Genomic DNA, 24,506 nt, shown 5'->3' with positions numbered 1-24,506 from the left:
AAGGTATGCATAGAAAAACAGTGATTGATTTTAGGGCTTTGGGGGAGAGATACACCTTTACACAGCCTATTAAAGAGTTGAAAACGAGAAATGTAGCAGAAGTGGCAGATTTGCTGGCACAAGTGGAAAGCTACCAAGAGCAGGGCTACTATGTGGTGGGCTATATCAGCTACGAGGCTGCACCTGCTTTTGAGGAAAAATTAGCAGTTCACAAGGCCCCTTTATTGGACGAGTATTTGCTTTATTTTACTGTTCATGATAGGGTAGAAACATCCCCTATTCCTTTTACTTATGAGGAAATAGATCTGCCTTCAATGTGGCAGGAAGAAACATCTGCAGAGAACTATGAAAAGGCGATTGCCCAGATTCACCATCATTTACGCCAGGGGGATACCTACCAGGTCAACTACACTGTCCAACTCAAACAGGACTTAAGTGCCAATCCTTTTGCCATTTACAATCGTATGGTGGTAGAGCAGGAGGCGGGCTACAATGCCTATGTTGAACATGACGAGATGGCAGTGATTTCTATGAGCCCAGAACTCTTTTTTGAGCAGAATGGCCGCGAGTTGACAACGCGACCAATGAAGGGAACGACTCAGCGTGGCGTGACCGACCAAGAAGACCTTGCCCAAGCTAGTTGGTTAGAACAGGATCCCAAAAATCGCTCTGAAAACATGATGATTGTGGACCTCTTGCGCAACGATATGAACCGTATTTCTGAAGTGGGCAGTGAGTATGTGGAGCGTCTGTGTCAGGTAGAACAGTATTCGACTGTCTGGCAGATGACTTCAACCATCAAGAGTCAGTTGCGAGAGAACATTGACCTTGTTGAAATCTTCCGCTCACTCTTTCCTTGCGGTTCCATAACGGGAGCACCCAAAATTGCGACAATGGAGATTATCAAGGACTTGGAGCCACAACCGCGCGGAGTCTACTGTGGAACGATTGGTCTCTTGCTTCCAAATGGGCGACGGATTTTCAATGTAGCCATTCGGACCATTCAATTGCATCAAGAAAAAGCCATATATGGAGTGGGTGGTGGCATTACTTGGGATAGCACTTGGGAATCTGAATACCGAGAGGTTCATCAAAAGGCAGCTATTCTCTATCGTAAACAAGCTCGTTTCAAACTGATTACTACAGGGAAAATCAGCCAGAAGAACTTGCTGTTTGAAGAACAGCATTTGGAAAGATTGAGAACAGCTAGTCGGTATTTTGCTTTTTCTTTTGATTTAGAAGACTTGAAACAAAAGATAGAAGAAGAGTGTCAGGCTTGTGATGATAATCAAGATTACCGTTTGCGTATTTCTCTCAGCAAGTCTGGAGAGATAGAAGTCGATCGCCAAGTATTAACACCCCTCAGTCCAAGTTTTTGTCAGGCCCAACTCTGTCTTCAGGAAGCCAATTTGCAACAAGCTTTTACCTACTTTAAAACGACTCACCGACCGCATTTGAGTCTAGGGGAGCAAGAGAAGATTTACTACAATAAGTCAGGAGAACTTCTTGAAACCTCTATCGGAAATTTAGTTTTGAAAATCGCTGGGAAACTTTACACGTCACCTATCCGACTGGGAATATTGCCAGGAATTTATCGTCAGCATTTGCTGGAAACAGGACAGATAGAAGAGCAAGTCTTGACCTTGGCAGATTTAGTCCAAGCAGAAGCTATTTACGGCTGTAATGCAGTGAGAGGCTTGTATGCGTTAAGCCTTGAGGAGAACTAGATGAAACTGATATTTTTACACGGGTTAGGGCAGTCAGCAGAGAGTTGGAAAGAAGTTCGGAATCTACTGACAGATTATCCTTCTGAGGCTATCGAGTTATTTCCTTCTGGAGTTAGCAGCTATCAAAAAGCCAAGGAGCGAGTTTATCAACACCTAGCTCAAGAGACAGAACCTTTTGTTTTGATTGGATTGTCCTTAGGTGCTGCCCTGACACTAGAACTTTCCAGTTACAATTTACCAAATCTTCGAGCTTTGGTTCTGTCAGGATGCCCTCTAAAATTAGCAGGGAATATTCTATTTTATGTTCAATTGTTGATATTTAAATTACTTCCCAAAAGGGTATTTGAAAAACAGGGAGCAGATAAGGCTCTTATGGTTAGAGTTTCCGAAGAATTAAAAACACTTGATTTAAGGGAGATTGCACGGAATTGTCCCTATCCAAGCTTGTTAATTTGTGGTAGTCAGGATAAGCCTAATCTCAGTTCAATGAAAACTATTCAAGAACTGATGCCAAATTCTCAGTTTCAGATTATTCCGGACGGCCCTCATGTTTTGAATAAGGAAAAACCAAAAGAGTTTGCTGAACAGATTAAACCTTTTCTTGAATTGCTGAAATAAGTTTGATAAAATAATAGTGAAATCGATAACATCGTTATAGGAGAAAGAAATGAATAAACGTTTATTTTTAAAAATGAGTCTGGCAACATTGCCAGTTTTGGCTTTGTTTTCACAACCAGTTTTAGCGGAAGAAAATATTCATTTTTCTAGCTGTAAGGAAGCTTGGGCTAATGGCTATTCGGATCTTCATGAGGGGGATCCTGGTTATTCTGCCAAGTTAGACCGCGATCATGATGGTGTGGCTTGCGAATTGAAAAATGCTCCTAAGGGTGCCTTTAAAGCAAAACAAGCAACTGCGGCTCAAACCAATACAACTTCATCTACAACAAGTGGTTGGGTTAAGCAGGACGGTGCTTGGTACTACTTTGATGGAAATGGAAACCCAGTGAAAAATACTTGGCAAGGAAGTTATTATCTGAAAGCAGATGGAAAAATGGCCCAGAGCGAATGGATTTATGATGATTCTTATCAAGCTTGGTATTATTTGAAATCAGATGGTTCTTATGCTCGCAATGCATGGCAAGGGGCTTATTACCTTAAATCAAACGGTAAAATGGCACAAGGTGAGTGGGTTTATGACTCTTCTTATCAAGCTTGGTATTATTTGAAATCTGATGGTTCTTATGCTCGCAATGCATGGCAAGGCAATTACTATTTGAAATCAGATGGTAAAATGGCTAAAAATGAGCGAGTTGATGGAGGCCGTTACTATGTAGATGCTTCAGGTCTCTGGAAACCATAAGTCAGAATAAAGTACAGATAGTTAATGCAAACCTTTGCATGATTAACTAAATTTTGTTATACTAGTACTGTAAGCATTTTCAATTAATTCATAATGAAAAAGGAGAATATGATGAGTCAAAAGATTATTGGGATTGACCTTGGTGGAACTTCTATCAAATTTGCAATCTTGACAACAGCAGGAGAAATCCAAGAAAAATGGTCTATCAAGACTAATATTTTGGATGAGGGAAGCCATATCGTTGATGATATGATTGAGTCTATTCAACATCGTTTGGACTTGCTTGGATTGGTGGCAGCGGATTTTCAAGGTATTGGAATGGGGTCACCAGGTGTGGTTGACCGTGAAAAAGGAACAGTTATTGGTGCCTACAACCTCAACTGGAAAACCCTTCAACCAATTAAAGAGAAAATTGAAAAAGCCTTGGGTATCCCATTCTTCATCGATAATGATGCCAACGTGGCAGCTCTTGGTGAGCGCTGGATGGGTGCTGGTGATAACCAACCAGATGTTGTCTTTATGACACTCGGTACAGGTGTTGGTGGCGGTATCGTCGCTGAAGGCAAATTGCTTCACGGTGTTGCTGGTGCAGCAGGTGAGCTTGGTCACATCACTGTTGACTTTGACCAGCCAATTGCATGTACTTGCGGTAAGAAAGGTTGCCTTGAGACAGTTGCTTCAGCAACAGGAATTGTCAACTTGACTCGTCGCTATGCTGATGAATACGAAGGCGATGCAGCCTTGAAACGCTTGATTGATAACGGAGAAGAAGTAACTGCTAAGACTGTCTTTGACCTTGCAAAAGAAGGAGACGACCTTGCTTTGATTGTTTACCGTAACTTCTCACGTTACTTGGGAATCGCTTGTGCTAACATCGGTTCAATCCTAAACCCATCAACAATCGTCATCGGTGGTGGTGTGTCGGCTGCAGGAGAATTCCTTCTACAAGGTGTTCAAAAAGTCTACGATGAAAATACTTTCCCACAAGTACGCACATCTACTAAACTAGCTCTTGCAACTCTAGGAAATGACGCTGGAGTTATCGGAGCAGCATCACTTGTATTGCAATAAAATAAAAAAGGAGAAAATTGCTTTCTAGAAGCGAGTGATTTTCCTCCTTTCTTTTTTTATGCTATACTAGTTAGGACAATAAATGAGGTGAGAGTAAATGACAAAAGCAGATACGATTTTTAAAGAAAATATTGAACGAATCCTCAAAGACGGTGTCTTTTCTGAGCAGGCTCGTCCCAAGTACAAGGATGGGACAGTTGCCAACTCTAAGTATGTAACGGGTGCCTTTGCCGAGTATGATTTGGCTAAAGGGGAATTCCCCATTACAACTTTACGCCCTATCGCTATCAAATCAGCTATCAAAGAAGTTCTCTGGATTTACCAAGACCAGTCAAATAGCCTAGAAGTGCTTAATAACAAGTACAATGTTCACTACTGGAATGACTGGGAAGTGGGGGATACGGGAACCATTGGTGAGCGCTATGGTGCTGTTGTTAAGAAACACGACATTATCAATAAGCTTCTCAAACAGTTGGAAGCCAACCCTTGGAACCGCCGCAATATTATCTCTCTCTGGGATTATCAAGCTTTTGAGGAGACAGATGGGCTACTCCCATGCGCCTTTCAGACCATGTTTGATGTCCGCCGTGTTGATGGAGAAATCTATCTGGATGCGACCTTGACTCAGCGTTCGAATGACATGCTAGTAGCCCACCACATCAATGCTATGCAGTATGTGGCTCTTCAAATGATGATTGCCAAGCATTTCGGCTGGAAGGTTGGGAAGTTCTTCTACTTTATCAACAACCTCCATATCTATGACAATCAATTTGAACAAGCTCAGGAATTGCTCCGTCGTGAACCGTCAAACTGCCAACCACGTTTGGTCTTGAATGTGCCAGATAAGACCAATTTCTTTGATATTAAAGCAGAGGATTTTGAGTTGGTGGATTATGACCCTGTTAAGCCACAGTTGAAGTTTGACCTAGCTATTTAAAAGAATAGAAAAAAGAAGTTGAGAATAATCCCAACTTCTTTTGTTTCTTAACGTGATACGCGGCGGCGAGCTGCTTTTTTACGGTTTTCTTCGATGAAAGCTGCTTTTTGCTCTTCTGGTTCAATCACTTTCTTTTTAAATGCGTATACTGCACCTGCAAGTGCAGCGACAGTTCCTGCGACACCTGTTACAAGACCTTTAGCGAATCCTTTAGCCATGAGTCTTCCTCCTTTATCTTCTTAATCAGCCAGCCTCCTCAAGAGGTCACATTTTTCTGACTGGCCTTTTTGTGTTATAATAATAGTAACGAAAAAATGGGAATTTTTCAAGGAAAAAAGATGAAAACAAAAATAATTGTGATTGTTGGACCGACTGCTGTTGGAAAAACGGCTCTTGCCATTGAAGTGGCCAAGCGCTTTGGTGGGGAAGTTGTGAGCGGTGATAGTCAGCAGGTTTACCGAGGTTTAGATATTGGGACGGCTAAGGCTAGTCCAGAAGAGCAGGCATCTGTTCCTCATCATTTAATCGATGTTAGAGAGGTAACCGAGTCTTACTCGGCTTTTGATTTTGTTTCAGAAGCTAAGATGGCTATTGAGGATATTCACAGTCGTGGCAAGCTAGCCATTATCGCTGGTGGGACTGGACTGTATATCCAGAGCTTGTTAGAAGGCTACCATCTGGGTGGGGAGACACCTCATGAGGAGATTTTGGCCTATCGGGCTAGCTTGGAGTCCTATACAGATGAGAAATTAGCCCATCTGGTGGAGCAAGCTGGCCTTGAAATTCCTCAGTTTAATCGTCGTCGTGCTATGCGTGCCTTGGAAATTGCCCATTTTGGTCAGGATTTGGAAAATCAAGAGACCTTGTATGAACCACTGATTATCTGTTTGGATGATGAACGTAGTCAACTTTACGAGCGCATTAACCGCCGCGTGGATCTGATGTTTGAGGCTGGGCTTTTGGATGAGGCCAAGTGGCTCTTTGACCATTATCCTGATGTACAGGCTGCTAAAGGAATTGGATACAAGGAACTCTTTCCTTATTTCCGTGGAGAGCAATCCTTGGAAGAAGTCAGTGAGAGTCTCAAACAGGCGACCCGTCGTTTTGCCAAACGTCAGCTGACCTGGTTCCGTAATCGCATGCAGGTCACCTTTTATCAGATCGGAAAGTCTGGTTTACAAGCCCGTATTTTTAGCCAGATAGAGGAGTTTTTAGATGATTGATACGGAGAAAAAAGAGGAGCGAGTCCTGCTCATTGGTGTGGAATTGCAAGGCATGGACAATTTTGACCTCTCTATGGAAGAATTGGCCAGTCTAGCGAAAACGGCAGGGGCAGTCGTTGTAGATAGCTACAGGCAAAAGCGTGAAAAGTATGATTCCAAGACCTTTATTGGCTCTGGTAAGTTGGAAAAAATTGCGCTTATGGTGGATGCAGAAGAAATCACCACTGTCATCGTCAACAACCGTCTGACCCCAAGGCAAAATGTCAATCTAGAAGAAGTTCTGGGTGTTAAGGTCATTGACCGTATGCAGTTGATTCTGGATATCTTTGCCATGCGGGCTCGAAGCCATGAAGGCAAACTTCAAGTTCACCTAGCCCAGCTCAAATATCTCTTGCCTCGCTTGGTTGGTCAGGGAATTATGCTCAGCCGTCAGGCAGGGGGGATTGGTTCTCGTGGACCTGGTGAAAGCCAGCTGGAGCTGAACCGTCGTAGCGTTCGCAATCAAATCACGGATATCGAGCGCCAGCTCAAGGTGGTTGAGAAAAATCGGGCGACTGTCAGAGAAAAACGTTTGGAGCCTAGCACCTTTAAGATTGGTTTGATTGGTTATACCAATGCTGGGAAGTCAACTATCATGAACACCTTGACCAGTAAGACCCAGTATGAGGCTGACGAGCTTTTTGCGACTTTGGATGCGACGACTAAGAGTATCCATCTGGGGGGAAATCTCCAAGTAACTTTGACAGATACCGTGGGCTTTATACAAGATTTGCCGACAGAGTTGGTGTCCAGTTTTAAGTCAACCTTGGAAGAAAGCAAGCATGTGGACCTTCTGGTTCATGTTATCGATGCCAGCAATCCTTACCATGAAGAGCATGAAAAAACGGTCCTTTCCATCATGAAAGACTTGGACATGGAGGATATTCCTCGCCTGACCCTTTATAATAAAGCGGATTTGGTGGAGGATTTTACACCTACTCAGACGCCTTATTCCCTGATTTCTGCCAAGTCTGAGGATAGTCGTGAGAACTTGCAGGCACTATTTTTAGAGAAAATCAAGGAGATTTTTGAGAGATTTACCTTGCGCGTGTCTTTTTCAAAGTCCTACAAGATTCACGATTTAGAAAGTGTTGCGATTCTTGAAGAACGCGATTATCAGGAGGACGGCGAAGTAATTACAGGCTACATTTCCGAGAAAAATAAATGGAGGTTAGAGGAATTTTATGACTGATATTAAAACGTTGGCTCTAAAATATGGGGGCTATACAAGTCTGGATAAGGTCTATCTGGATCAGCTTCTAGCTGGCAAGACAGAGCAGGAGCAGTTGGCACTGATCACCCCTCCGCCTAGCGTGGTCAATGCCTACTTTGCAGAACTATATCAAAAAAAGAGTCCTGAGGCTGCGACGGATTATTTTTCGAAACTCAGTCAAGAACTGAATCTCTACAATGTTGATCCAAGTTTCACCATAGAAAACAAGCCCTTTATTCGTCTGAATCTATCTGGCAAATCTTTTGGTTTTTGCTATGAAAGTGAGGGACTGGGTCGAATTTTCTCTGAAAATAAGGAGAAGATCTCGGATGACTTACTCTTTGAGATTGCGCAAATTTTCCCCCATCAACTGGTCTTTGAAGAGTCTGGTAAGATTTACATGAAGGCTGTTGGAGATGAGGAAGTTGTTAGTATGGATAGTCTCACAGCTTTGACTGATTTTGAAAGCTTGGCTGATGGTCGTAAACGTCTCAAAGGCTACAGCCAAGAGGATTTACTGCAAGAAGCTACTTCTTTTTCTGGCAAGCGCTATTTCCGATCGGAAAACCGCACAGCCATGTTATATATTGATTAATTAGAAAGTATCGAATGGATATTCAATTTTTAGGAACGGGGGCTGGTCAGCCCTCTAAAGCCCGCAATGTCTCCAGTCTCGCCCTGAAACTCTTGGATGAGATTAACGAAGTTTGGCTCTTTGACTGTGGAGAAGGAACGCAAAATCGCATTCTTGAGACCACAATTCGACCACGTAAGGTCAGCAAAATCTTTATTACCCACCTACATGGAGACCACATCTTTGGCCTGCCAGGTTTCCTTTCTAGTCGTGCCTTTCAAGCCAATGAAGAGCAGACAGATTTGGAAATCTATGGACCTCAAGGGATCAAGTCATTTGTTTTAACCAGTCTTCGTGTGTCAGGTTCTCGTTTGCCTTACCGTATTCATTTTCATGAGTTTGACCAAGATTCTTTAGGGAAAATCCTTGAAACCGATAAATTCACGGTGTATGCAGAGGAGTTGGATCATACTATTTTCTGTGTTGGTTACCGTGTCATGCAAAAGGACCTAGAAGGAACGCTAGATGCTGAAAAACTCAAGGCAGCTGGTGTCCCATTTGGCCCGCTTTTTGGAAAAATTAAAAACGGTCAAGACGTAGTTCTTGAAGACGGTACTGAAATCAAGGCAGCTGACTATATCTCAGCTCCACGTCCAGGTAAAATTATCACTATTTTAGGAGACACTAGAAAAACGGATGCCAGTGTGCGTCTGGCTGTCAATGCCGATGTCCTTGTTCATGAGTCCACTTATGGCAAGGGTGATGAAAAAATTGCTCGTAACCATGGTCACTCAACCAATATGCAGGCAGCGGAGGTCGCAGTAGAAGCAGGTGCCAAACGCCTCTTGCTCAACCATATCAGTGCCCGTTTCCTCTCAAAAGATATCAGTAAGCTCAAAAAAGACGCTGCTAGTGTTTTTGAAAATGTCCATGTGGTCAAAGACTTGGAAGAAGTGGAAATCTAAAAGCTTGAGAAAGGATAAGTATGCGTACTATTCTCATTACCGGAGCTAGCGGTGGCCTAGCCCAAGAAATGGTCAAACTCTTGCAAAATGACCAACTCATCTTGCTTGGTAGAAATAAGGAAAAATTAGCCCAACTCTACGGAAACTATCCCCATGCAGAATTGATTGAAATCGATATTACCGATGATTCAGCCTTAGAAACTCTGGTAGCAGACCTTCATCTCCGCTATGGCGAGATTGATGTTTTGATAAACAACGCTGGTTACGGGATTTTTGAAGAATTTGACCAGATTTCTGACCAAGATATTCATCAGATGTTTGAGGTCAATACCTTTGCCCTAATGAATCTGTCTCGCTTGATTGCTTCTCGAATGAAAGAAAGCCGAAAAGGTCATATCATCAATATTATCAGCATGGCAGGTTTAATCGCTACTGGTAAGTCTAGTCTCTACTCAGCGACCAAGTTTGCGGCCATTGGTTTTTCAAATGCTCTGCGCCTCGAACTTATGCCCTATGGAATCTATGTGACAACAGTCAATCCAGGACCAATCCGTACAGGATTTTTTGACCAGGCCGACCCAGATGGAACCTATCTCAAATCTGTTGACCGTTTCCTGCTAGAACCAGATACAGTGGCTAAAAAGATTGTCAAGATTATAGGAAAAAATAAACGAGAACTCAATCTTCCTGTTTTATTGAACCTAGCCCATAAGTTTTATAGTCTCTTTCCCAAGCTAGCTGATAAGTTGGCAGGGGAAACTTTTAATTATAAATAAAAAAGTTGTTCCTAAAATGGAGCAACTTTTTTGATGATTAGAATAAATCAATTCCAGTCTTATTTAATGCATGGCAATGATAAGTGAAGGCGTTGATAAAATTAGAGTAGTATTGCTGATCAATAAATTTTGCGCTTTGAAGATAATTAAATAAATTTTTTGCTAAGGGAATAGCCTCAGGTTTATTCCATCTAAATTGATTGTAAACATGTTCAACTTCTAGGAACATGAGGGGAATAGCCAGGTAGCCTCGTTCGAAGGTCTGAAGTGATTTAATTTTTTTAATAATATCATCAGCCTTTTGATAGTAACCCAGTTCAGAGAAATATTTTACGGAGAAAGTGAGAGCATTTAAAATACGGATGTAGGTGTCAGTATTAGCACTTTCTTTGTACATAAGTAGTAATTGTTTGCTCATATGGTCAATAAGTTCCATAGGAGAATGATTGACGATGACGCGATAAATTTCAAGTTCGATACTATTAAAGACATCCGATTTCATTAAATGATTGATAATGTTTTGAATTCTGGCAACAGTTTCTGGACTCTTTGATATGGTTGGATAATGTCTTAATTTGATTGATTTAAAAATCATCTCTGCTTGAAGTGAATTGTCTTTTAGATAGACATCAAATAATTTTTCGTATTCTTCAATGTAAGTGAGAATATCTTCTTCATGGACCACATGCTTGCCAAATTCAATAGCAGGTAATTCTAAGCAGTCTCCACCTTTATTTGCATAGGCTAGAACAAAATCATTCCATTCCACTCCGATAACAATTAACAGTTTGGCAAAGTTTTCAAGTGAAATTCCTTTGTCTCCTTTTTCAAATTGACTTAGGAACTGTGGTGATACGATATCTGAGGCGGCTTCCTTTAGGCTGAGTCCTCGTGCTTCGCGCAGATACTTAAATGTAGCTCCAAATGGGTATAGATTTTCCATAAATAATCTCCTTACATACTTCTAAAACTATTATACAAAAATTTAGAGAAAAAATAGAGAAAAGAAAACTATAGTTACAAAATATTAGAATTCTATGCTATTTTTGGATTTTTTAAATAACATTGAAACTATAGTTTAAATGCCGAAAAATTTAAATATCTATTATGGTATGATAAGGGAAAGAATGGAAAATAAAGTAAGCTTGTTATACTAGTATAACAAGGATTGACTTACCACTCAATCCTATTCTATCAGTCATTAAAGGAGAAAATGATGAAGAAACTGAAAACCCTCACAACTTCAACAGCTATTGCGCTTGCGTCTGTTGGTGGAACTGCATTTGCTCAAGAAGCAACTAACACAACAGCAGTTGATTCAACTGCTGTCAATGAACCAGCTCTTGTTTCAAAACCTGTAGCCGATACAAAACCAGAAGTGAAGAAATCTTCTGATATCAAGCCTGCTCTTGATGCTCAAGCGTCTACTGTTAAGCAAGTTGAAGCTGAAAGTGAAACAGCAAAAGCTGAAGCTACTTCTGCTAACCAAGCTGTTACAACTACTGAAACTGCTTTGACAAGCGCTAAAGAGAACTTGAAGTCAGCGGAAGCTGTTAAAGCAAATGCTACAGAAGAAAATATCACTGCTACAAAAGCTAAACAAGACGCCAATGTAAAAGCTCAAGATGCCAATCAAAAAGCAACTGAAGCGTCTACTGAAGCAATTAAAGCACAAACTGAGACTGTAGCGACTGAAACAGCTAACGTTGCCAGCGCAACAAGTAAGAAAGTTGAAGCTGATAAAACAGTAACCGCTAAAGAAGCGAATGTAAAATCAGCTGAAGACGCGCTAAATGGTTCAGGACTTGGTGAAGCAAAAGCCTCACTTGACCAAGCAGAAAAAGATATTGAACAAGCAAATGCGAATATTTCAAGCGCAACAAAAGCTGTCGAAACCGCTAAGAAAGCAGATAGCAACCGCGCAGAAGCCATCAAACAAGCTACAAACAATGTGAATGTCAAAAATAACGCCTTGAAACTAGCTAAAGAAATGATGGACGCAGATAAAACAAAAGTTGAGTCCATCCAAGAAAAAGCAGATGCTACAGCGTCTAAAGAAAAAGAAGCGCAAACTGCTTTGGATGCACAGAAAGCTCGCTCTGATGAAGCTGTCATTCATATGGGAAATCCAGTTCACCATTTGACAGATGAAGAAAAAGCTTACTATGGTCTTGATAAGAACGATGTTACATTTAAAGATGCTAAGAGTTATTATATTCGCAATAGCTGGAGACATGACGATAAAGCTAAAAAGTTAATGTTCAGACTAGGAGTTGAAATGTATAAAGCTCTTACAGTTGATTTTAATCAAAACGATGATAATCGTAAAGTGGATATTGACAATTTAACAGATGCCCAAATTGTTGAAATCAGTGATTTTTATGCTAAATTAATCAATGCTTTGCAAGAAAATATGGGATATCCAGAAGAATATCGAGCTTATGTTGCTCAAGATACTCTTGAACATAGCAAGAAAATGGCAAAAGCCTATGAAGCTCGTGGAACTGACCCATCTGTTGCTGGTCACATTACCGAAAATAATGGTGCTGAAAACTTGGCTACTGTCAGTGGTAATGGTGCAACAACAATGCTTGATTTGAAATATACTGTGTTAGATGCTTTTAAAAGATATTCATTCCTTGATGACAAATCAAATTGGGGACACGCTTTTAACAACTTAAGCGGTGGTGGTGTTGCAATGACTGTTGCTAACATTAACGGTAGACGTTGGTTTGTCAACTCATTTGGTAGCGATGGTAAACACAAAATCAACCTAAACCAAGACCTTGCCCAACTTGAAGCAAAACTAGCTGAAGCTCAAAAACAAAACAACCAAGCTCAAACTGCGCTTGAAAACGCTAAAGCAGAATTGGCAGCTGCTTCAAGCAAATATGCTTCTGCACTTGAAGCTAAAACAGAAGCTGAAAAAGAATTGGCAAGCAAAACAGCTAGTCCACTTCAAACAGAAGTTGCTGAAAAGAACTTGCAATTGGCAAACTTTGCTTTGAAAAATGCACAAGAACGTAAAGAAACTGCTGAAACAGCTGTTGAAAACTTCTCAAGAAGCCAAGCAGAAAAAGAAACTGCTCTTGAAACAGCTAAAGCTGAACTAGCTACAGCCAAAACTGCTCAAAAAGATGCTGAAACTGCTCTTACAAATGTTCAAGCAAAATTGCAAGCTGAAGAAAACAAGTTGACTGCTCTTCAAGCTGAACAAGCGAAACTACATGAAGAAAAAGACCAATTGGTGTCAGATGCGAAAGCAATTGCAACAAAATTGAGTGCTTATCTAAACGCAGACAAAAATCTTGCAGATGCGCAAGCAAAAGTAGCAGATTTAGAAGCAAAACTAACTCAAGCAAAATTTGCTGCAAAATTGGCACAAGATAAATTAGACGCAGTTACAGTCAAATTGAAAGCTGAACAAGCTAAATTAGCTGAAATCAAAGAAGAGTTTGATAAGTTGGTTAAGGCTGAAAGCAAGGACGACTACAATTTATCAGATTGGTATCTGGAGTATCTTGCAGGGAAACAAGCGAAGAAGAAAACAGATACAGAACTCAAGAAAGTAGAAGACTCACAAGCTGGTAACTGGATTGAATCATCTGGTCGTTGGTGGTACAAACATGCTGATGGTTCATATACAACCAACGGTTGGGAACAAATCAAGGATAAATGGTACTACTTTGATCACGCAGGTTGGATGAAAACTGGCTGGGTCAAAACTGGTAGCTCATGGTATTACTTGAACAACTCAGGTTCAATGGCTACAGGATGGGTAAAAGATAATGGTACATGGTATTACCTTAACAAGTCAGGTTTAATGGCTACAGGATGGGTAAAAGATAACGGTACATGGTATTACTTGAACAAGTCAGGATCAATAGCTACAGGTTGGATAAAAGATAACGGTACATGGTATTACTTGAATAACTCAGGCTCAATGGCTACAGGATGGGTAAAAGATAATGGTTCATGGTACTATCTTGACAAGTCAGGTGCTATGACAACAGGATGGTTTAAAGTTTCTGGTAAATGGTACTACGCCTATAGTTCAGGAGCTTTAGCAGTAAACACCACTACACCAGATGGCTATACAGTCAATACCAACGGTGAGTGGGTAGGATAAGGATGAGAAAAGGAATTTGAAATCATGAAAAATAAAAAAATATTAGTTAGTTCTTTATTAGCAGGTTCGTTGTTATCAGTGGGTCTTATGACTTCTAAACCAATGGAGGTTCATGCTTTAACAGATATGAGTGTCAAGGATACTCAAAATCCCTTGAAAATCACCTTAATACCGACAGCGGGAGGTTCTACATCAGCTACTCTTTTAGTTGACCTACAAAGAAGTTCCAACGTTAATGATAGTACTTCTCTCTATTTTGATATAGTTAATGAGAGTACTGGAACTTTGACTGAATCGCATTATTTTGGTAAATTTGATGGCAAGAATAGATTACAGTCGGGTATTAATTTACTTCTAGTAGAGGATGGCAATTATTATTTAGATATATATAGTGTAGATGATTTTGGAAAACGTTATTTTGGACGTTCAGAAATTTTTAGAATATCAGATAAGGAATACTATCCTATTAAGAAAGTAGAAGCACCCAAAGCTACTGAAGCTCCAAAACAAACCACTAGCTCTAACTCAGGTCAGACTGGTTGGTCAGGTTCTTCTTACTATAAAGTTGGTGTTAAAGTAGTCAATCAATGGATTTTTGATGTTCAGTACAATTCTTACTTCTACCTAAATGCTTCAGGTAACTTTGTTCAAAATGCTTGGTCAGGAAGTTATTACCTCAAATCAGGTGGCTACATGGCTAAGAGCGAGTGGATTTATGACAATAACTATAAATCATACTATTACTTGACATCAGAGGGTAGCTATGCACGTAATACCTGGGCTGGAAGTTACTACCTTAAATCAGATGGTAAAATGGCCAAGAGTGAGTGGATTTATGATAGTAGCTACCAATCTTACTATTACCTAACGTCAGAAGGAAGCTATGCTCGTAACCAATGGGTAGGTGACTACTACCTCAAATCGAATGGTAAGATGGCAGTCAACGAACGTACCCCAGATGGCTACAAAGTAGATGGCTCAGGTAAGTGGGTAAAATAAGGAATTAGAGTTCAATATGGAAAATGTAATTGGTAAATTAAAAAGCTTATTTGAAACCAAACGTAAGGAGAGCATTGCAGGTTTAGTTGTAATTGCACTAGTGTTAATTTTTGGAATAAAGAAATTAACGACTGATCCCTTAGATGGAACTTATGAAATTTTAACAAAACGTGATCATTTAGTCATGGTGATTAAAGGAAATGCTGGGACCGTCACCTCTGAGGATTCAGACGGAGACAAAGAACAAAGACTAGTGAAAATTGATAAACAAAAGAAAGAATTGACAATCACAGACACTAAAGGAAGAAATTTAGGAAAAACAAAATATATGTTAAAAGATAAGGAACTTTATCTTCAAGAGCCAGATCAAACCTTTAACCGAGTAAAATAGACTACACATTAAAAGCTTACCTCAGTACCCTAAAAGTTACTGGGGTAAGAAATTGTATATAGGGAGAATATGAATGAAATTTAAAAAATTAATAACTATAGCTAGTTTAGTAGGATTGATTACTTTCTTATTGCCAGTTGTTTCATCGGGTAATCAGTTTATACCTCCATTAAGTGAACATGTTTCAGAATATTTAGATGCACCATTATGGTATTTATTTTTGATTTGGTATGGTGCATTTGTGATTACTTTTTTATTGTCTTTAGTAATTGGAAAAGGAAGGGTGCTTCAAATTATTACATCTATTATAGTTATTCTAGTAAGTTTATTTGGAATTTTTGTTCATTTTTCAATAACAAAAGAATTGGTTGGAAGATCGGATTTAGGTTTTGGAGCGATTCTATATTATGTCTGTGTTTTGATAAATATTTTTGCAGCAATAATGGTCATAAAAGGTGATAAGACTACTAGTAAACAGATTCATTAAATAACTTTCTTTCAGTAGTAGTTGGGATGAATGTGATAGTAATGGCAGGTTTTTAGTAAAATAGAAAAAAGATGGAGAATGAAGTGGAAGAAAAATCAGTATTATTAGAAAATTTATATAATCTACATAGAGGTATAGATTATATTTATCAAAAGCAAAACTATAAGATGAAGTTAGAAAATGATAGAAGGAAAGCTAAGCAAATACAAGCTCAATTACAAAATTTATTAGAAAGTAATTCATCTAACAAAATAGAGAAAATGATGAGGCAATCATTTTATGTAGTTCTGTTTGGTGCTTTGGGAAATCTAGCTAAATTTCTACTAATGTTTTGGTTTGGTGACGGTAATCTTCTTGAACTTGTTATGTATTTGGCAGCAACAGCAATTTTAATTTTTTATCTTCAAAAAAAGATACGTCGAAAAACAGAAAAATGGTTAAATATATGGACAGGGATTATTTTAGTCATGTTATTAGCTGCACCTCTTAGGATAATATTTTTTGCAATAATAGGGTTAATAAGTTTTAACTTATTTGAAGGTATATTTTTTTCAATTATAGCCTTAGGAATGCTTTATTTAACTTCTATTTTAGGTAAAATTTGGTATCCTAAATGGGTTGATTTCATTAATACGCTAATTGATGATGATAATAAACAACTCATTAAAAATTCAGGCATGAGACAGTCTGATTATGATAGACAGATTAGACATGAACAAGAAATTAAGCAAGAGCAACAGCAGTGTGAAATAGAGATGCAAGAAGCTGCAGGAGCTCTAGTGGCTTTTGGTAGTGGATGGTATCCCAAAGATTACTATTTCATAGAAGCTATAGAATTTTTTATCGGAGCTTTAGAAAATTTCAAAGCTGATAATATGAAGGAACTTGTAAATTTATATGATGAAACAAAATATAAAGAATTACAGTTGAACTATCAGAAAGAAATGCTACAGTTACAAAGGGAACAATATATTGATACTAAGAAAATGCTTCAAGCATTAAGATATAACAATTATGTTCAAACTTTGCAATTACAGCAGTTAGATGGAATCCGTAGAAATACAGAAGAAGCAGTTGATTACTTGAGAAATTTACATGTTCAAGAAAATCATTACCATACGCATAATCATTACCATCAAAATAATATTTATTGATTTATATAAGTGAAATTAAAATTAGAAATAATATGAAGAAAATTATAAACATGATGACCTGTCTGGGTTTACTTTGTGGTTTGTTTTCACTAGTGAATTCAGCCCAAGCTGACAGTACTGACAACAACCAACTATTGCCACAAATCACTGAGAAGTGGGAGAGTAAACATCTATTTGAAAATAATATTAATAGACTTGGTTACGCTTTGAAGGATATTGACAAAAATGGGACGGATGAATTATTAATCGGTTTGACCAATGGTGAAAAATGGGAACTGTTTGAAGTATATTATATGAATGGTAATACTCCCACTCCATTATTTGATAGATTTTGGGATACAAGTCTTAGAATGGGGACAGTTATTGATACCTACACAGATGGTAGTATTATGGTGTTCGAAAGTGCTCCAGGGATTATGTCATATAGATTGTTCCAACTTTCTAAAGAAAATAAGGAGGCAAGTTTAATTAAAAAAGGTGAATTTAGAGCAGGAGAAGGTGATCTAAGCGAGTTAAATCTTGATTCTAAAACAAAAATAGATACCTCAACTATTGAATATACTTCTCTAAATCTCCCGATTGTTGGAGATAATATGGATCCTAATCCCCCTATGCCCAAGCCCCTTGTTGATGCTAAAATTGGTGATGAAATTCCTCTCCCATCCGAATTAGTGGGTACTTGGATTAATAAAGAACCTAATAATGGTACTAAACCTGGTAGAGCTTCATCACTCATTTTAGGAGAAGATGGAAACTACACTGGAACCTTTAAAGATGGAGATATTAAAGGAAAATTATCTCGACTAAAAAAAGTGAGTGAGAACGGATTTATTGTCTTAAAAGAGAAAAATGACGGAGAAGCTTTCTTTTTTAGTGTAGGTTTAGGAGCAGTTTTGCTTCCTGGTGAGCGAATTGATTTTGGGCTGGTATTGGAAGGACGGAATTTATATAATGCGTCATGGTTAGTCAAAGAAGGAGAGGAAGACTATTCTAAGCCCACCATGCTCGCAACTTTTGTAAATCCAAATTATGGTCCTAAGAAAATAGAGAAAAAATCAGAGCAAGAAGTAGCGAAACAAGGAGATACAGTGCCAGAATCAACTCAAGACAGTAGTGAGGAGATAAAGCCAGAACAAAAACTATTCGGAAACATTCCAGTGTTTGCCATTGTTGCAGGAGCTGGACTCGTTCTTGTTTTAATCCTTGCTATATTTTTGTTTAAAAAATAAGATTTTATAAAATCCTTATGATTTACTATTAGATAAAAAACCTCAAGAACTAGGGTTGAAAGCTAGTTCTTGAGGTTTTTAGGTTATTCGATTTAGAGTGACTCTCAACTATCAAACTGGACTTCTTCTAGGAGATAGTCGATAAAGCGTTCACCCATCTTGGATAGGCTGGTTTTCTCATGCTGGATATAGACCAACTCAATGGGGTCATCAATGTCCAGTGGGATAGAAACGATATTGTCTCCGTTGAGGTTGCTGTTCAAAATCCCTGTTGCGATTGTGTATCCGTCCAGACCAATCAAGAGATTAAAGAGGGTGGCACGGTCACTAACCACAATGGATTTCTTGTGGTGCTCTTGAGAAAGAATCTCTTCTGAGAAGTAGAAGGAATTGTGCGTCCCCTGGTCATAGCTGAGGTAAGGGAAGTTTTCCAAATCAGATAGTTTCACCTTGTCTTTCTTTGCCAGAGGGTTGGTCTTGCTGACAAAGATATGTGGTTGCGCTGTGAAGAGATGGTGTGCCAGGAGGTGGTTGTCATCCAGCATTTTTGTTAAAACATCACGGTTGTAGCTGTTCAAAAATAGGACACCGACCTCACTACGGAAGTTCTTGACGTCGTCAATAATCTCCCAAGTCCGAGTTTCACGAAGGAAGAGCTCGTATTTCTCCATATCACTTTTCTTGAGCAGAGAAACAAAGGCATTGACCACAAAGGCATAGTGTTGAGACGAAACGCTAAAGAGTTCGCGGTGGGCGACAGGATTTTTATAGCGTTCCTCCAGAAGCTGGGTCTGCTCGACAACCTGACGGGCATAAGAGAGGAACTCCATCCCATCACGGGTCAAGGTAATACCCTTGGGATTGCGGATAAAGATTTCAATGCCCATTTCATTTTCCAAATCTCTCACAGCGTTGGAAAGACTCGGTTGAGTGATAAAGAGTTGCTTAGCTGCCTCATTCATGGAGCCGGTTTCGACGATTTTGATAATATAATGTAATTGTTGAATTCTCATGTTTTTATTGTACCACACTTGCGTCAGAATCGCCAAAGAAGATAGGAAAATCAGGAGCATTGTGTGGGTCTCTTCTTGAAAAAAAGACAAAATTTTGCTAGAATGAGTCTTATGAAAACATTCTATGATGTGCAGCAATTCCTCAAACGATTTGGTATTATTGTTTATATGGGAAAACGCTTATATGATATTGAACTGATGAAGTTGGAACTCTCTCGGATTTACGATGCAGGGTTGATGGACAAATTAGACTATCTAGAAGCAGAAGCAGTTCTTCGCAGGGAGCACAAGCTAGAATTGGATTATATTGAGAAAAATGGAGAAAAGAACTAATGGTTACTTGGATTTTGTGGGCACTTATACTAGCAATGTTGGCATGGATGGGCTTTAACTATCTTCGTATTCGCCGTGCGGCTAAAATTGTAGACAATGAGGAGTTTGAAGCCTTGATTCGTACGGGTCAATTGATTGATTTGCGCGATCCAGCAGAATTCCACAGAAAACATATCCTTGGTGCTCGCAATATTCCTTCAAGTCAGTTGAAGACTAGTCTTGCAGCCCTTCGTAAAGATAAACCTGTCCTTCTTTACGAAAATCAACGTGCGCAACGTGTGACAAATGCGGCCCTTTACTTGAAAAAACAAGGTTTTTCTGAGATTTATATCCTTTCTTATGGTTTGGATTCTTGGAAAGGGAAAGTTAAAGTTGAGAAATAAGAAAACGAGCTTGGATGTTTCCGAGCTCATTTTTTAACCACTTTTTCTGAGAAAGTCACGAATGCTTGCCAATTCTTCTGAGTTTAGGGGACGATAGTCTCCTGCTTGAAGATTCTCATCCAAGCTCCAAGGTCCAAAATGGGTGCGTTTGAGGGATGTCACCTTGACACCAACTGATAGGAACATTTTCTTGACCTGATGAAATTTTCCTTCTGAAATGGTGATGGAGGCTTGACTGAGGGAAGGACTTGCAGATAGAATCTCTAGTCTTGCAGGTTTACAGATAGTGCCATCTAAAAAGACAATTCCTTTTTGAAAGGCTTGGATATGGTCAGGTGTTAGAAGTCCATTGACCTCAACTCGATAAGTTTTATCGACATGATATTGGGGATGGAGGAGCTGAAAGCCCAAGGGACCGTTGTCGGTCAAGAGGAGGAGACCCGTCGTATCTCGGTCCAGTCGGCCGACAGCATAGAGCTTGTCAGACTGGATGTCAGGCGGAAGCAAGTCCATGACGGTTGGAAGTTCCTTGTCTTTGTTGGCTGTAACGACACCAGCAGGCTTATGAAGCATAAGATAGGTGTGCTCATAGCCTTGAATGATTTGTTCCTGAAAAAGGAGTTCCTGTAGTCCTGTATCGATATTTTGGGCTAGGGAGCGGGCTGGGCAACCATCGACGAGAATGTCCCCTTTGAGTAAGGCTTGCTTCATAGCCTTTCGGCTAACTTTTTCTTGGGCTAATAAATTATCTAAACGCATACTGTGCCTATCTTATCATAAGTCGCCTGCTTTGAAAAGGCTTGACGTGAAAAGAAAAGCAGAGTGAAAACATTTACACTTGCTTGAGTTATGTTATTTACCTGAAATTATGGTATAATCGTTCAGTTAGAAAATAAATTTTGAATATTATAGAGGAAATCATGACAAAATTAAGAGAAGATATCCGTAACATTGCGATTATCGCCCACGTTGACCACGGGAAAACAACCCTCGTTGACGAATTATTGAAACAATCAGAAACGCTTGATGCACGTACTGAATTGGCAGAGCGTGCTATGGACTCAAACGATATCGAAAAAGAGCGTGGAATTACCATCCTTGCTAAAAATACAGCCGTTGCCTACAACGGAACTCGTATCAATATCATGGACACACCAGGACACGCGGACTTCGGTGGAGAAGTTGAGCGTATCATGAAAATGGTTGACGGTGTTGTCTTGGTCGTAGATGCCTACGAAGGAACAATGCCACAAACTCGTTTCGTATTGAAAAAAGCTTTGGAACAAGACCTTGTCCCAATTGTGGTTGTTAACAAAATTGACAAACCATCAGCTCGTCCAGCAGAAGTAGTGGACGAAGTATTGGAACTCTTCATCGAGCTTGGTGCAGATGATGACCAACTTGATTTCCCAGTGGTGTATGCTTCAGCGATCAACGGAACTTCTTCATTGTCAGATGATCCAGCTGACCAAGAAGCGACTATGGCACCAATCTTTGACACAATTATCGACCATATCCCAGCTCCAGTAGATAACTCAGATGAGCCTTTGCAGTTCCAAGTGTCACTTTTGGACTACAATGATTTCGTTGGACGTATCGGTATCGGTCGTGTCTTCCGTGGTACTGTTAAGGTTGGGGACCAAGTTACCCTTTCTAAACTAGATGGCACAACTAAAAACTTCCGTGTTACTAAACTCTTCGGTTTCTTTGGTTTGGAACGTCGTGAAATCCAAGAAGCAAAAGCAGGTGACTTGATTGCCGTTTCAGGTATGGAAGATATCTTTGTCGGTGAAACTATTACTCCGACAGATGCAGTAGAAGCTCTTCCAATCCTACACATCGATGAGCCAACTCTTCAAATGACTTTCTTGGTTAACAACTCACCATTTGCTGGTAAAGAAGGTAAATGGGTAACTTCTCGTAAGGTAGAAGAACGTTTGCAGGCAGAATTGCAAACAGACGTTTCCCTTCGTGTTGACCCAACTGATTCACCAGATAAATGGACAGTTTCAGGTCGTGGAGAATTGCACTTGTCAATCCTTATCGAAACAATGCGTCGTGAGGGATATGAACTTCAAGTATCTCGTCCAGAGGTTATCGTAAAAGAAATCGACGGTGTTAAATGTGAGCCGTTTGAACGTGTTCAAATCGACACTCCAGAAGAATACCAAGGGTCTGTTATCCAAAGCCTTTCTGAACGTAAGGGTGAAATGTTGGATATGATTTCAACTGGTAATGGTCAAACTCGTTTGGTCTTCCTTGTTCCAGCGCGTGGTTTGATTGGATACTCAACTGAGTTCTTGTCAATGACTCGTGGTTATGGTATCATGAACCATACCTTCGACCAATACTTGCCATTGATTCCAGGGGAAATTGGTGGACGTCACCGTGGTGCCCTTGTTTCTATCGATGCTGGTAAGGCTACAACTTACTCAATCATGTCTATTGAAGAACGTGGAACAATCTTTGTCAACCCAGGTACTGAGGTTTATGAAGGAATGATTATCGGTGAAAACTCTCGTGAAAATGACTTGACAGTTAACATCACTAAGGCGAAACAAATGACCAACGTCCGTTCAGCTACTAAGGACCAAACAGCTGTTATTAAGACGCCTCGTATCTTGACACTTGAAGAGTCTCTTGAGTTCTTGAATGACGATGAGTACATGGAAGTGACGCCTGAGTCTATCCGTTTGCGTAAACAAATCCTTAACAAGGCAGAGCGTGAGAAAGCTAACAAGAAGAAAAAATCAGCTGAATAAGAGCTAGAAAGAGATAAAGATGGTTTATTTAATCATAGGACTCCTCTTATTACTACTCTATGTATTTGCGACACCAGAAAGCATTAAAGGGACAGTCAATATCGTCCTTGTCGTCTTTGCTTTTGTAGCACTTTTGATTTTGCTGATGTTGTCAGTTCTGCAAATCTTTCAGCTACCGACAGAATTTTTTATCGCAATCGCCATGCTCTTCCTAGCATACTTTAGCTTGCGAGATATTACCCTCATGTCGGTCCATAAAAGTAAAAGAAGATAAAAGAGAGTTTCGGCTCTCTTTTTGCTTGTTAGAATGCTGAATCTGAGCATTTTCGTTTAGAATTATTTCCATAAAAATGGTAAAATAGTAGGAGTAGAAATGGAGTTTGAGACATGAAAGTAATAGATCAATTTAAAAATAAGAAAGTCCTTGTTTTAGGTTTGGCCAAGTCTGGTGAATCTGCAGCTCGTTTGTTGGATAAGCTAGGTGCCATTGTGACAGTAAATGACGGGAAACCATTCGAGGACAATCCAGCTGCGCAAAGTTTGCTGGAAGAAGGGATCAAGGTTATCACAGGCGGTCATCCTTTGGAACTCTTGGATGAAGAGTTCGCCCTCATGGTGAAAAATCCAGGTATTCCATACAGCAATCCCATGATTGAAAAGGCTTTGGCAAAGGGAATTCCAGTCTTGACTGAGGTGGAATTGGCTTACTTGATTTCAGAAGCGCCAATTATCGGTATCACAGGTTCAAATGGAAAAACAACCACAACGACTATGATTGGGGACGTTTTGACTGCTGCTGGTCAACATGGCCTTTTATCAGGAAATATCGGCTATCCAGCTAGTCAAGTGGCCCAAACTGCGTCAGATAAGGACACGCTTGTTATGGAACTTTCTTCTTTCCAATTGATGGGCGTTCAAGAATTCCATCCTGAGATTGCGGTTATTACCAACCTCATGCCAACTCATATCGATTATCATGGTTCTTTTGAGGAATATGTAGCAGCCAAGTGGAATATCCAGAACAAGATGACAGCGGCTGATTTCCTTGTCTTGAACTTTAACCAAGACTTAGCAAAAGAATTGGCCACTAAAACACAAGCTACCGTTGTACCATTCTCAACACTTGAAAAGGTTGATGGAGCTTATTTGGAAGATGGTCAGCTCTACTTCCGTGGAGAAGTGGTCATGGCAGCTAGCGAAATCGGAGTTCCAGGTAGCCACAATGTGGAAAATGCTCTTGCGACGATTGCTGTAGCCAAGCTTCGTGGTGTGGATAACAAAACCATCAAAGAAACTCTTTCAGCCTTTGGTGGTGTCAAACACCGTCTCCAATTTGTGGATGAAATCAAGGGTGTCAAATTCTATAATGATAGTAAATCAACCAATATCTTGGCTACCCAAAAAGCCTTGTCAGGATTTGACAACAGCAAGGTCATCTTGATTGCAGGTGGTTTAGACCGTGGTAATGAGTTCGACGAATTGGTTCCAGACATTACTGGACTCAAGAAGATGGTCATCCTCGGTCAGTCTGCAGAACGTGTCAAACGGGCAGCAGATAAGGCTGGTGTGGCTTATGTGGATGCGACTGATATTGCTGATGCGACCCGCAAGGCCTACGAGCTTGCGATTCAAGGAGACGTGGTTCTTCTTAGTCCTGCCAATGCCAGCTGGGATATGTATGCTAACTTTGAAGTACGTGGCGACCTCTTTATCGACACAGTAGCGGAGTTAAAAGAATAAT

Annotated in this window: 25 protein-coding genes; 21 read left to right on the top strand and 4 right to left on the bottom strand. The window is 39.9% G+C overall.

What is annotated here, in order from left to right:
* The first annotated feature begins 5 nt into the window (after positions 1–5).
* From pabB to HMPREF1048_RS11775, 5 genes are all read left to right on the top strand, one after another.
* Positions 6–1,727: an aminodeoxychorismate synthase component I gene (gene pabB / locus HMPREF1048_RS11795; RefSeq protein WP_000554840.1), complete on the top strand. Its 1,722-nt coding sequence runs from the start codon at positions 6–8 to the stop codon at positions 1,725–1,727.
* Complete coding sequence (locus tag HMPREF1048_RS11790; RefSeq protein WP_000766586.1) at positions 1,728–2,345, top strand: alpha/beta fold hydrolase; 618 nt, start codon at positions 1,728–1,730, stop codon at positions 2,343–2,345. It begins immediately after the preceding gene.
* A 49-nt stretch (positions 2,346–2,394) separates the two neighbouring features.
* Positions 2,395–3,087, top strand: coding sequence for an excalibur calcium-binding domain-containing protein (locus HMPREF1048_RS13610; protein WP_001042492.1), 693 nt, complete (start codon positions 2,395–2,397; stop codon positions 3,085–3,087).
* Between the two features lie 111 nt (positions 3,088–3,198).
* Positions 3,199–4,158 (top strand): ROK family glucokinase, encoded by a 960-nt coding sequence (locus tag HMPREF1048_RS11780; protein WP_000078564.1) that lies wholly within the window; start codon positions 3,199–3,201, stop codon positions 4,156–4,158.
* A gap of 97 nt (positions 4,159–4,255) precedes the next feature.
* The gene (locus HMPREF1048_RS11775) at positions 4,256–5,095 is read left to right on the top strand and encodes a thymidylate synthase (RefSeq protein WP_000158618.1); all 840 of its coding nucleotides are present in this window, start codon (positions 4,256–4,258) and stop codon (positions 5,093–5,095) included.
* Between the two features lie 47 nt (positions 5,096–5,142).
* On the opposite strand, the gene HMPREF1048_RS11770 is transcribed toward HMPREF1048_RS11775, so the two are convergent.
* On the bottom strand, positions 5,143–5,313 hold the full coding sequence (locus tag HMPREF1048_RS11770) for a DUF3042 family protein (protein WP_001051777.1): 171 nt from the start codon (positions 5,311–5,313) through the stop codon (positions 5,143–5,145).
* A 120-nt stretch (positions 5,314–5,433) separates the two neighbouring features.
* Between HMPREF1048_RS11770 and miaA the strand changes: the two genes are divergently transcribed.
* The 5 genes from miaA to HMPREF1048_RS11745 are packed head-to-tail and all read left to right on the top strand — an operon-like array spanning position 5,434 to position 9,885.
* The gene (miaA, locus tag HMPREF1048_RS11765; protein WP_000850170.1) at positions 5,434–6,318 is read left to right on the top strand and encodes a tRNA (adenosine(37)-N6)-dimethylallyltransferase MiaA; all 885 of its coding nucleotides are present in this window, start codon (positions 5,434–5,436) and stop codon (positions 6,316–6,318) included.
* Positions 6,311–7,549: a GTPase HflX gene (gene hflX / locus HMPREF1048_RS11760; protein WP_000567346.1), complete on the top strand. Its 1,239-nt coding sequence runs from the start codon at positions 6,311–6,313 to the stop codon at positions 7,547–7,549. The genes miaA and hflX overlap by 8 nt, the downstream gene beginning before the upstream one ends.
* Positions 7,542–8,165: a hypothetical protein gene (locus HMPREF1048_RS11755; RefSeq protein WP_000129703.1), complete on the top strand. Its 624-nt coding sequence runs from the start codon at positions 7,542–7,544 to the stop codon at positions 8,163–8,165. Before hflX ends, HMPREF1048_RS11755 begins: the two co-directional genes overlap by 8 nt.
* A 14-nt stretch (positions 8,166–8,179) precedes the next feature.
* Positions 8,180–9,109: a ribonuclease Z gene (gene rnz / locus HMPREF1048_RS11750; protein ID WP_000354339.1), complete on the top strand. Its 930-nt coding sequence runs from the start codon at positions 8,180–8,182 to the stop codon at positions 9,107–9,109.
* Between the two features lie 20 nt (positions 9,110–9,129).
* On the top strand, positions 9,130–9,885 hold the full coding sequence (locus HMPREF1048_RS11745; RefSeq protein WP_001259188.1) for an SDR family NAD(P)-dependent oxidoreductase: 756 nt from the start codon (positions 9,130–9,132) through the stop codon (positions 9,883–9,885).
* A 37-nt stretch (positions 9,886–9,922) separates the two neighbouring features.
* On the opposite strand, the gene HMPREF1048_RS11740 is transcribed toward HMPREF1048_RS11745, so the two are convergent.
* Complete coding sequence (locus HMPREF1048_RS11740; protein WP_000429573.1) at positions 9,923–10,828, bottom strand: helix-turn-helix domain-containing protein; 906 nt, start codon at positions 10,826–10,828, stop codon at positions 9,923–9,925.
* Positions 10,829–11,101: 273 nt separating this feature from the next.
* Here HMPREF1048_RS11740 and HMPREF1048_RS13665 point away from each other — a divergent pair, with 273 nt between their 5' ends.
* The 6 genes from HMPREF1048_RS13665 (at position 11,102) to HMPREF1048_RS11710 (ending at position 18,274) form a co-directional block, all read left to right on the top strand.
* The gene (locus HMPREF1048_RS13665; protein ID WP_000734391.1) at positions 11,102–14,014 is read left to right on the top strand and encodes an SEC10/PgrA surface exclusion domain-containing protein; all 2,913 of its coding nucleotides are present in this window, start codon (positions 11,102–11,104) and stop codon (positions 14,012–14,014) included.
* Between the two features lie 24 nt (positions 14,015–14,038).
* The gene (locus HMPREF1048_RS11730; protein ID WP_000791276.1) at positions 14,039–15,013 is read left to right on the top strand and encodes a PspC-like choline-binding domain-containing protein; all 975 of its coding nucleotides are present in this window, start codon (positions 14,039–14,041) and stop codon (positions 15,011–15,013) included.
* A 16-nt stretch (positions 15,014–15,029) separates the two neighbouring features.
* Entirely contained in the window at positions 15,030–15,404 is a 375-nt protein-coding gene (locus tag HMPREF1048_RS11725; RefSeq protein WP_000432464.1) for a hypothetical protein, read from the top strand.
* A 73-nt stretch (positions 15,405–15,477) separates the two neighbouring features.
* Entirely contained in the window at positions 15,478–15,891 is a 414-nt protein-coding gene (locus HMPREF1048_RS11720) for a hypothetical protein (RefSeq protein ID WP_000669444.1), read from the top strand.
* Between the two features lie 83 nt (positions 15,892–15,974).
* A complete protein-coding gene (locus HMPREF1048_RS11715; RefSeq protein WP_232616447.1) occupies positions 15,975–17,045 on the top strand; it encodes a hypothetical protein in 1,071 nt (356 codons plus the stop codon).
* Between the two features lie 32 nt (positions 17,046–17,077).
* Positions 17,078–18,274, top strand: a complete 1,197-nt coding sequence (locus tag HMPREF1048_RS11710; protein ID WP_004249311.1) for a hypothetical protein — start codon at positions 17,078–17,080, stop codon at positions 18,272–18,274.
* A 104-nt stretch (positions 18,275–18,378) separates the two neighbouring features.
* On the opposite strand, the gene HMPREF1048_RS11705 is transcribed toward HMPREF1048_RS11710, so the two are convergent.
* Positions 18,379–19,287 (bottom strand): LysR family transcriptional regulator, encoded by a 909-nt coding sequence (locus tag HMPREF1048_RS11705; RefSeq protein ID WP_001222592.1) that lies wholly within the window; start codon positions 19,285–19,287, stop codon positions 18,379–18,381.
* A gap of 63 nt (positions 19,288–19,350) precedes the next feature.
* On the opposite strand from HMPREF1048_RS11705, the gene HMPREF1048_RS11700 reads away from it, so the two are divergent.
* Both HMPREF1048_RS11700 and HMPREF1048_RS11695 read left to right on the top strand, forming a co-directional pair.
* Positions 19,351–19,620, top strand: coding sequence for a YqgQ family protein (locus tag HMPREF1048_RS11700; RefSeq protein ID WP_000522399.1), 270 nt, complete (start codon positions 19,351–19,353; stop codon positions 19,618–19,620).
* Positions 19,620–20,003, top strand: a complete 384-nt coding sequence (locus tag HMPREF1048_RS11695) for a rhodanese-like domain-containing protein (RefSeq protein WP_000259257.1) — start codon at positions 19,620–19,622, stop codon at positions 20,001–20,003. The genes HMPREF1048_RS11700 and HMPREF1048_RS11695 overlap by 1 nt, the downstream gene beginning before the upstream one ends.
* A gap of 33 nt (positions 20,004–20,036) precedes the next feature.
* On the opposite strand, the gene HMPREF1048_RS11690 is transcribed toward HMPREF1048_RS11695, so the two are convergent.
* On the bottom strand, positions 20,037–20,762 hold the full coding sequence (locus HMPREF1048_RS11690; RefSeq protein ID WP_001235027.1) for a 16S rRNA pseudouridine(516) synthase: 726 nt from the start codon (positions 20,760–20,762) through the stop codon (positions 20,037–20,039).
* A 161-nt stretch (positions 20,763–20,923) separates the two neighbouring features.
* Between HMPREF1048_RS11690 and typA the strand changes: the two genes are divergently transcribed.
* The 3 genes from typA (at position 20,924) to murD (ending at position 24,505) form a co-directional block, all read left to right on the top strand.
* Positions 20,924–22,765 carry a translational GTPase TypA gene (gene typA / locus HMPREF1048_RS11685; RefSeq protein ID WP_000164111.1) on the top strand — a complete coding sequence of 614 codons (1,842 nt, stop codon included), beginning with the start codon at positions 20,924–20,926 and terminating at the stop codon, positions 22,763–22,765.
* Positions 22,766–22,784: 19 nt separating this feature from the next.
* Positions 22,785–23,039: a DUF3165 family protein gene (locus tag HMPREF1048_RS11680; protein WP_000262671.1), complete on the top strand. Its 255-nt coding sequence runs from the start codon at positions 22,785–22,787 to the stop codon at positions 23,037–23,039.
* A 113-nt stretch (positions 23,040–23,152) separates the two neighbouring features.
* Entirely contained in the window at positions 23,153–24,505 is a 1,353-nt protein-coding gene (murD, locus tag HMPREF1048_RS11675; RefSeq protein WP_000863049.1) for a UDP-N-acetylmuramoyl-L-alanine--D-glutamate ligase, read from the top strand.
* Position 24,506 lies beyond the last annotated feature (1 nt).

This window comes from Streptococcus mitis SK575 (genome assembly GCF_000257865.1).
GTDB classification, from domain to species: Bacteria; Bacillota; Bacilli; order Lactobacillales; family Streptococcaceae; genus Streptococcus; species Streptococcus mitis_CQ.
The sequence above is the reverse complement of the archived record's forward strand: the minus strand, read 5'-3'. Positions and strand labels throughout refer to the sequence as shown.

Bases quoted from the DNA above. Each gene is read 5' to 3' on its own strand.
- hflX (WP_000567346.1), top strand. From the start codon at position 6,311: ATGATTGATACGGAGAAAAAAGAGGAGCGAGTCCTGCTCATTGGTGTG.
- HMPREF1048_RS11730 (WP_000791276.1), top strand. From the start codon at position 14,039: ATGAAAAATAAAAAAATATTAGTTAGTTCTTTATTAGCAGGTTCGTTG.
- rnz (WP_000354339.1), top strand. From the start codon at position 8,180: ATGGATATTCAATTTTTAGGAACGGGGGCTGGTCAGCCCTCTAAAGCC.
- HMPREF1048_RS11695 (WP_000259257.1), top strand. From the start codon at position 19,620: ATGGTTACTTGGATTTTGTGGGCACTTATACTAGCAATGTTGGCATGG.
- miaA (WP_000850170.1), top strand. From the start codon at position 5,434: ATGAAAACAAAAATAATTGTGATTGTTGGACCGACTGCTGTTGGAAAA.
- pabB (WP_000554840.1), top strand. From the start codon at position 6: ATGCATAGAAAAACAGTGATTGATTTTAGGGCTTTGGGGGAGAGATAC.
- murD (WP_000863049.1), top strand. From the start codon at position 23,153: ATGAAAGTAATAGATCAATTTAAAAATAAGAAAGTCCTTGTTTTAGGT.
- HMPREF1048_RS13610 (WP_001042492.1), top strand. From the start codon at position 2,395: ATGAATAAACGTTTATTTTTAAAAATGAGTCTGGCAACATTGCCAGTT.
- HMPREF1048_RS11780 (WP_000078564.1), top strand. From the start codon at position 3,199: ATGAGTCAAAAGATTATTGGGATTGACCTTGGTGGAACTTCTATCAAA.
- HMPREF1048_RS11770 (WP_001051777.1), bottom strand. From the start codon at position 5,313: ATGGCTAAAGGATTCGCTAAAGGTCTTGTAACAGGTGTCGCAGGAACT.
- HMPREF1048_RS11690 (WP_001235027.1), bottom strand. From the start codon at position 20,762: ATGCGTTTAGATAATTTATTAGCCCAAGAAAAAGTTAGCCGAAAGGCT.
- HMPREF1048_RS11745 (WP_001259188.1), top strand. From the start codon at position 9,130: ATGCGTACTATTCTCATTACCGGAGCTAGCGGTGGCCTAGCCCAAGAA.
- HMPREF1048_RS11720 (WP_000669444.1), top strand. From the start codon at position 15,478: ATGAAATTTAAAAAATTAATAACTATAGCTAGTTTAGTAGGATTGATT.
- HMPREF1048_RS11705 (WP_001222592.1), bottom strand. From the start codon at position 19,287: ATGAGAATTCAACAATTACATTATATTATCAAAATCGTCGAAACCGGC.
- HMPREF1048_RS11755 (WP_000129703.1), top strand. From the start codon at position 7,542: ATGACTGATATTAAAACGTTGGCTCTAAAATATGGGGGCTATACAAGT.
- HMPREF1048_RS11740 (WP_000429573.1), bottom strand. From the start codon at position 10,828: ATGGAAAATCTATACCCATTTGGAGCTACATTTAAGTATCTGCGCGAA.
- HMPREF1048_RS11725 (WP_000432464.1), top strand. From the start codon at position 15,030: ATGGAAAATGTAATTGGTAAATTAAAAAGCTTATTTGAAACCAAACGT.
- HMPREF1048_RS11775 (WP_000158618.1), top strand. From the start codon at position 4,256: ATGACAAAAGCAGATACGATTTTTAAAGAAAATATTGAACGAATCCTC.
- HMPREF1048_RS13665 (WP_000734391.1), top strand. From the start codon at position 11,102: ATGAAGAAACTGAAAACCCTCACAACTTCAACAGCTATTGCGCTTGCG.
- HMPREF1048_RS11710 (WP_004249311.1), top strand. From the start codon at position 17,078: ATGAAGAAAATTATAAACATGATGACCTGTCTGGGTTTACTTTGTGGT.
- HMPREF1048_RS11680 (WP_000262671.1), top strand. From the start codon at position 22,785: ATGGTTTATTTAATCATAGGACTCCTCTTATTACTACTCTATGTATTT.
- HMPREF1048_RS11790 (WP_000766586.1), top strand. From the start codon at position 1,728: ATGAAACTGATATTTTTACACGGGTTAGGGCAGTCAGCAGAGAGTTGG.
- typA (WP_000164111.1), top strand. From the start codon at position 20,924: ATGACAAAATTAAGAGAAGATATCCGTAACATTGCGATTATCGCCCAC.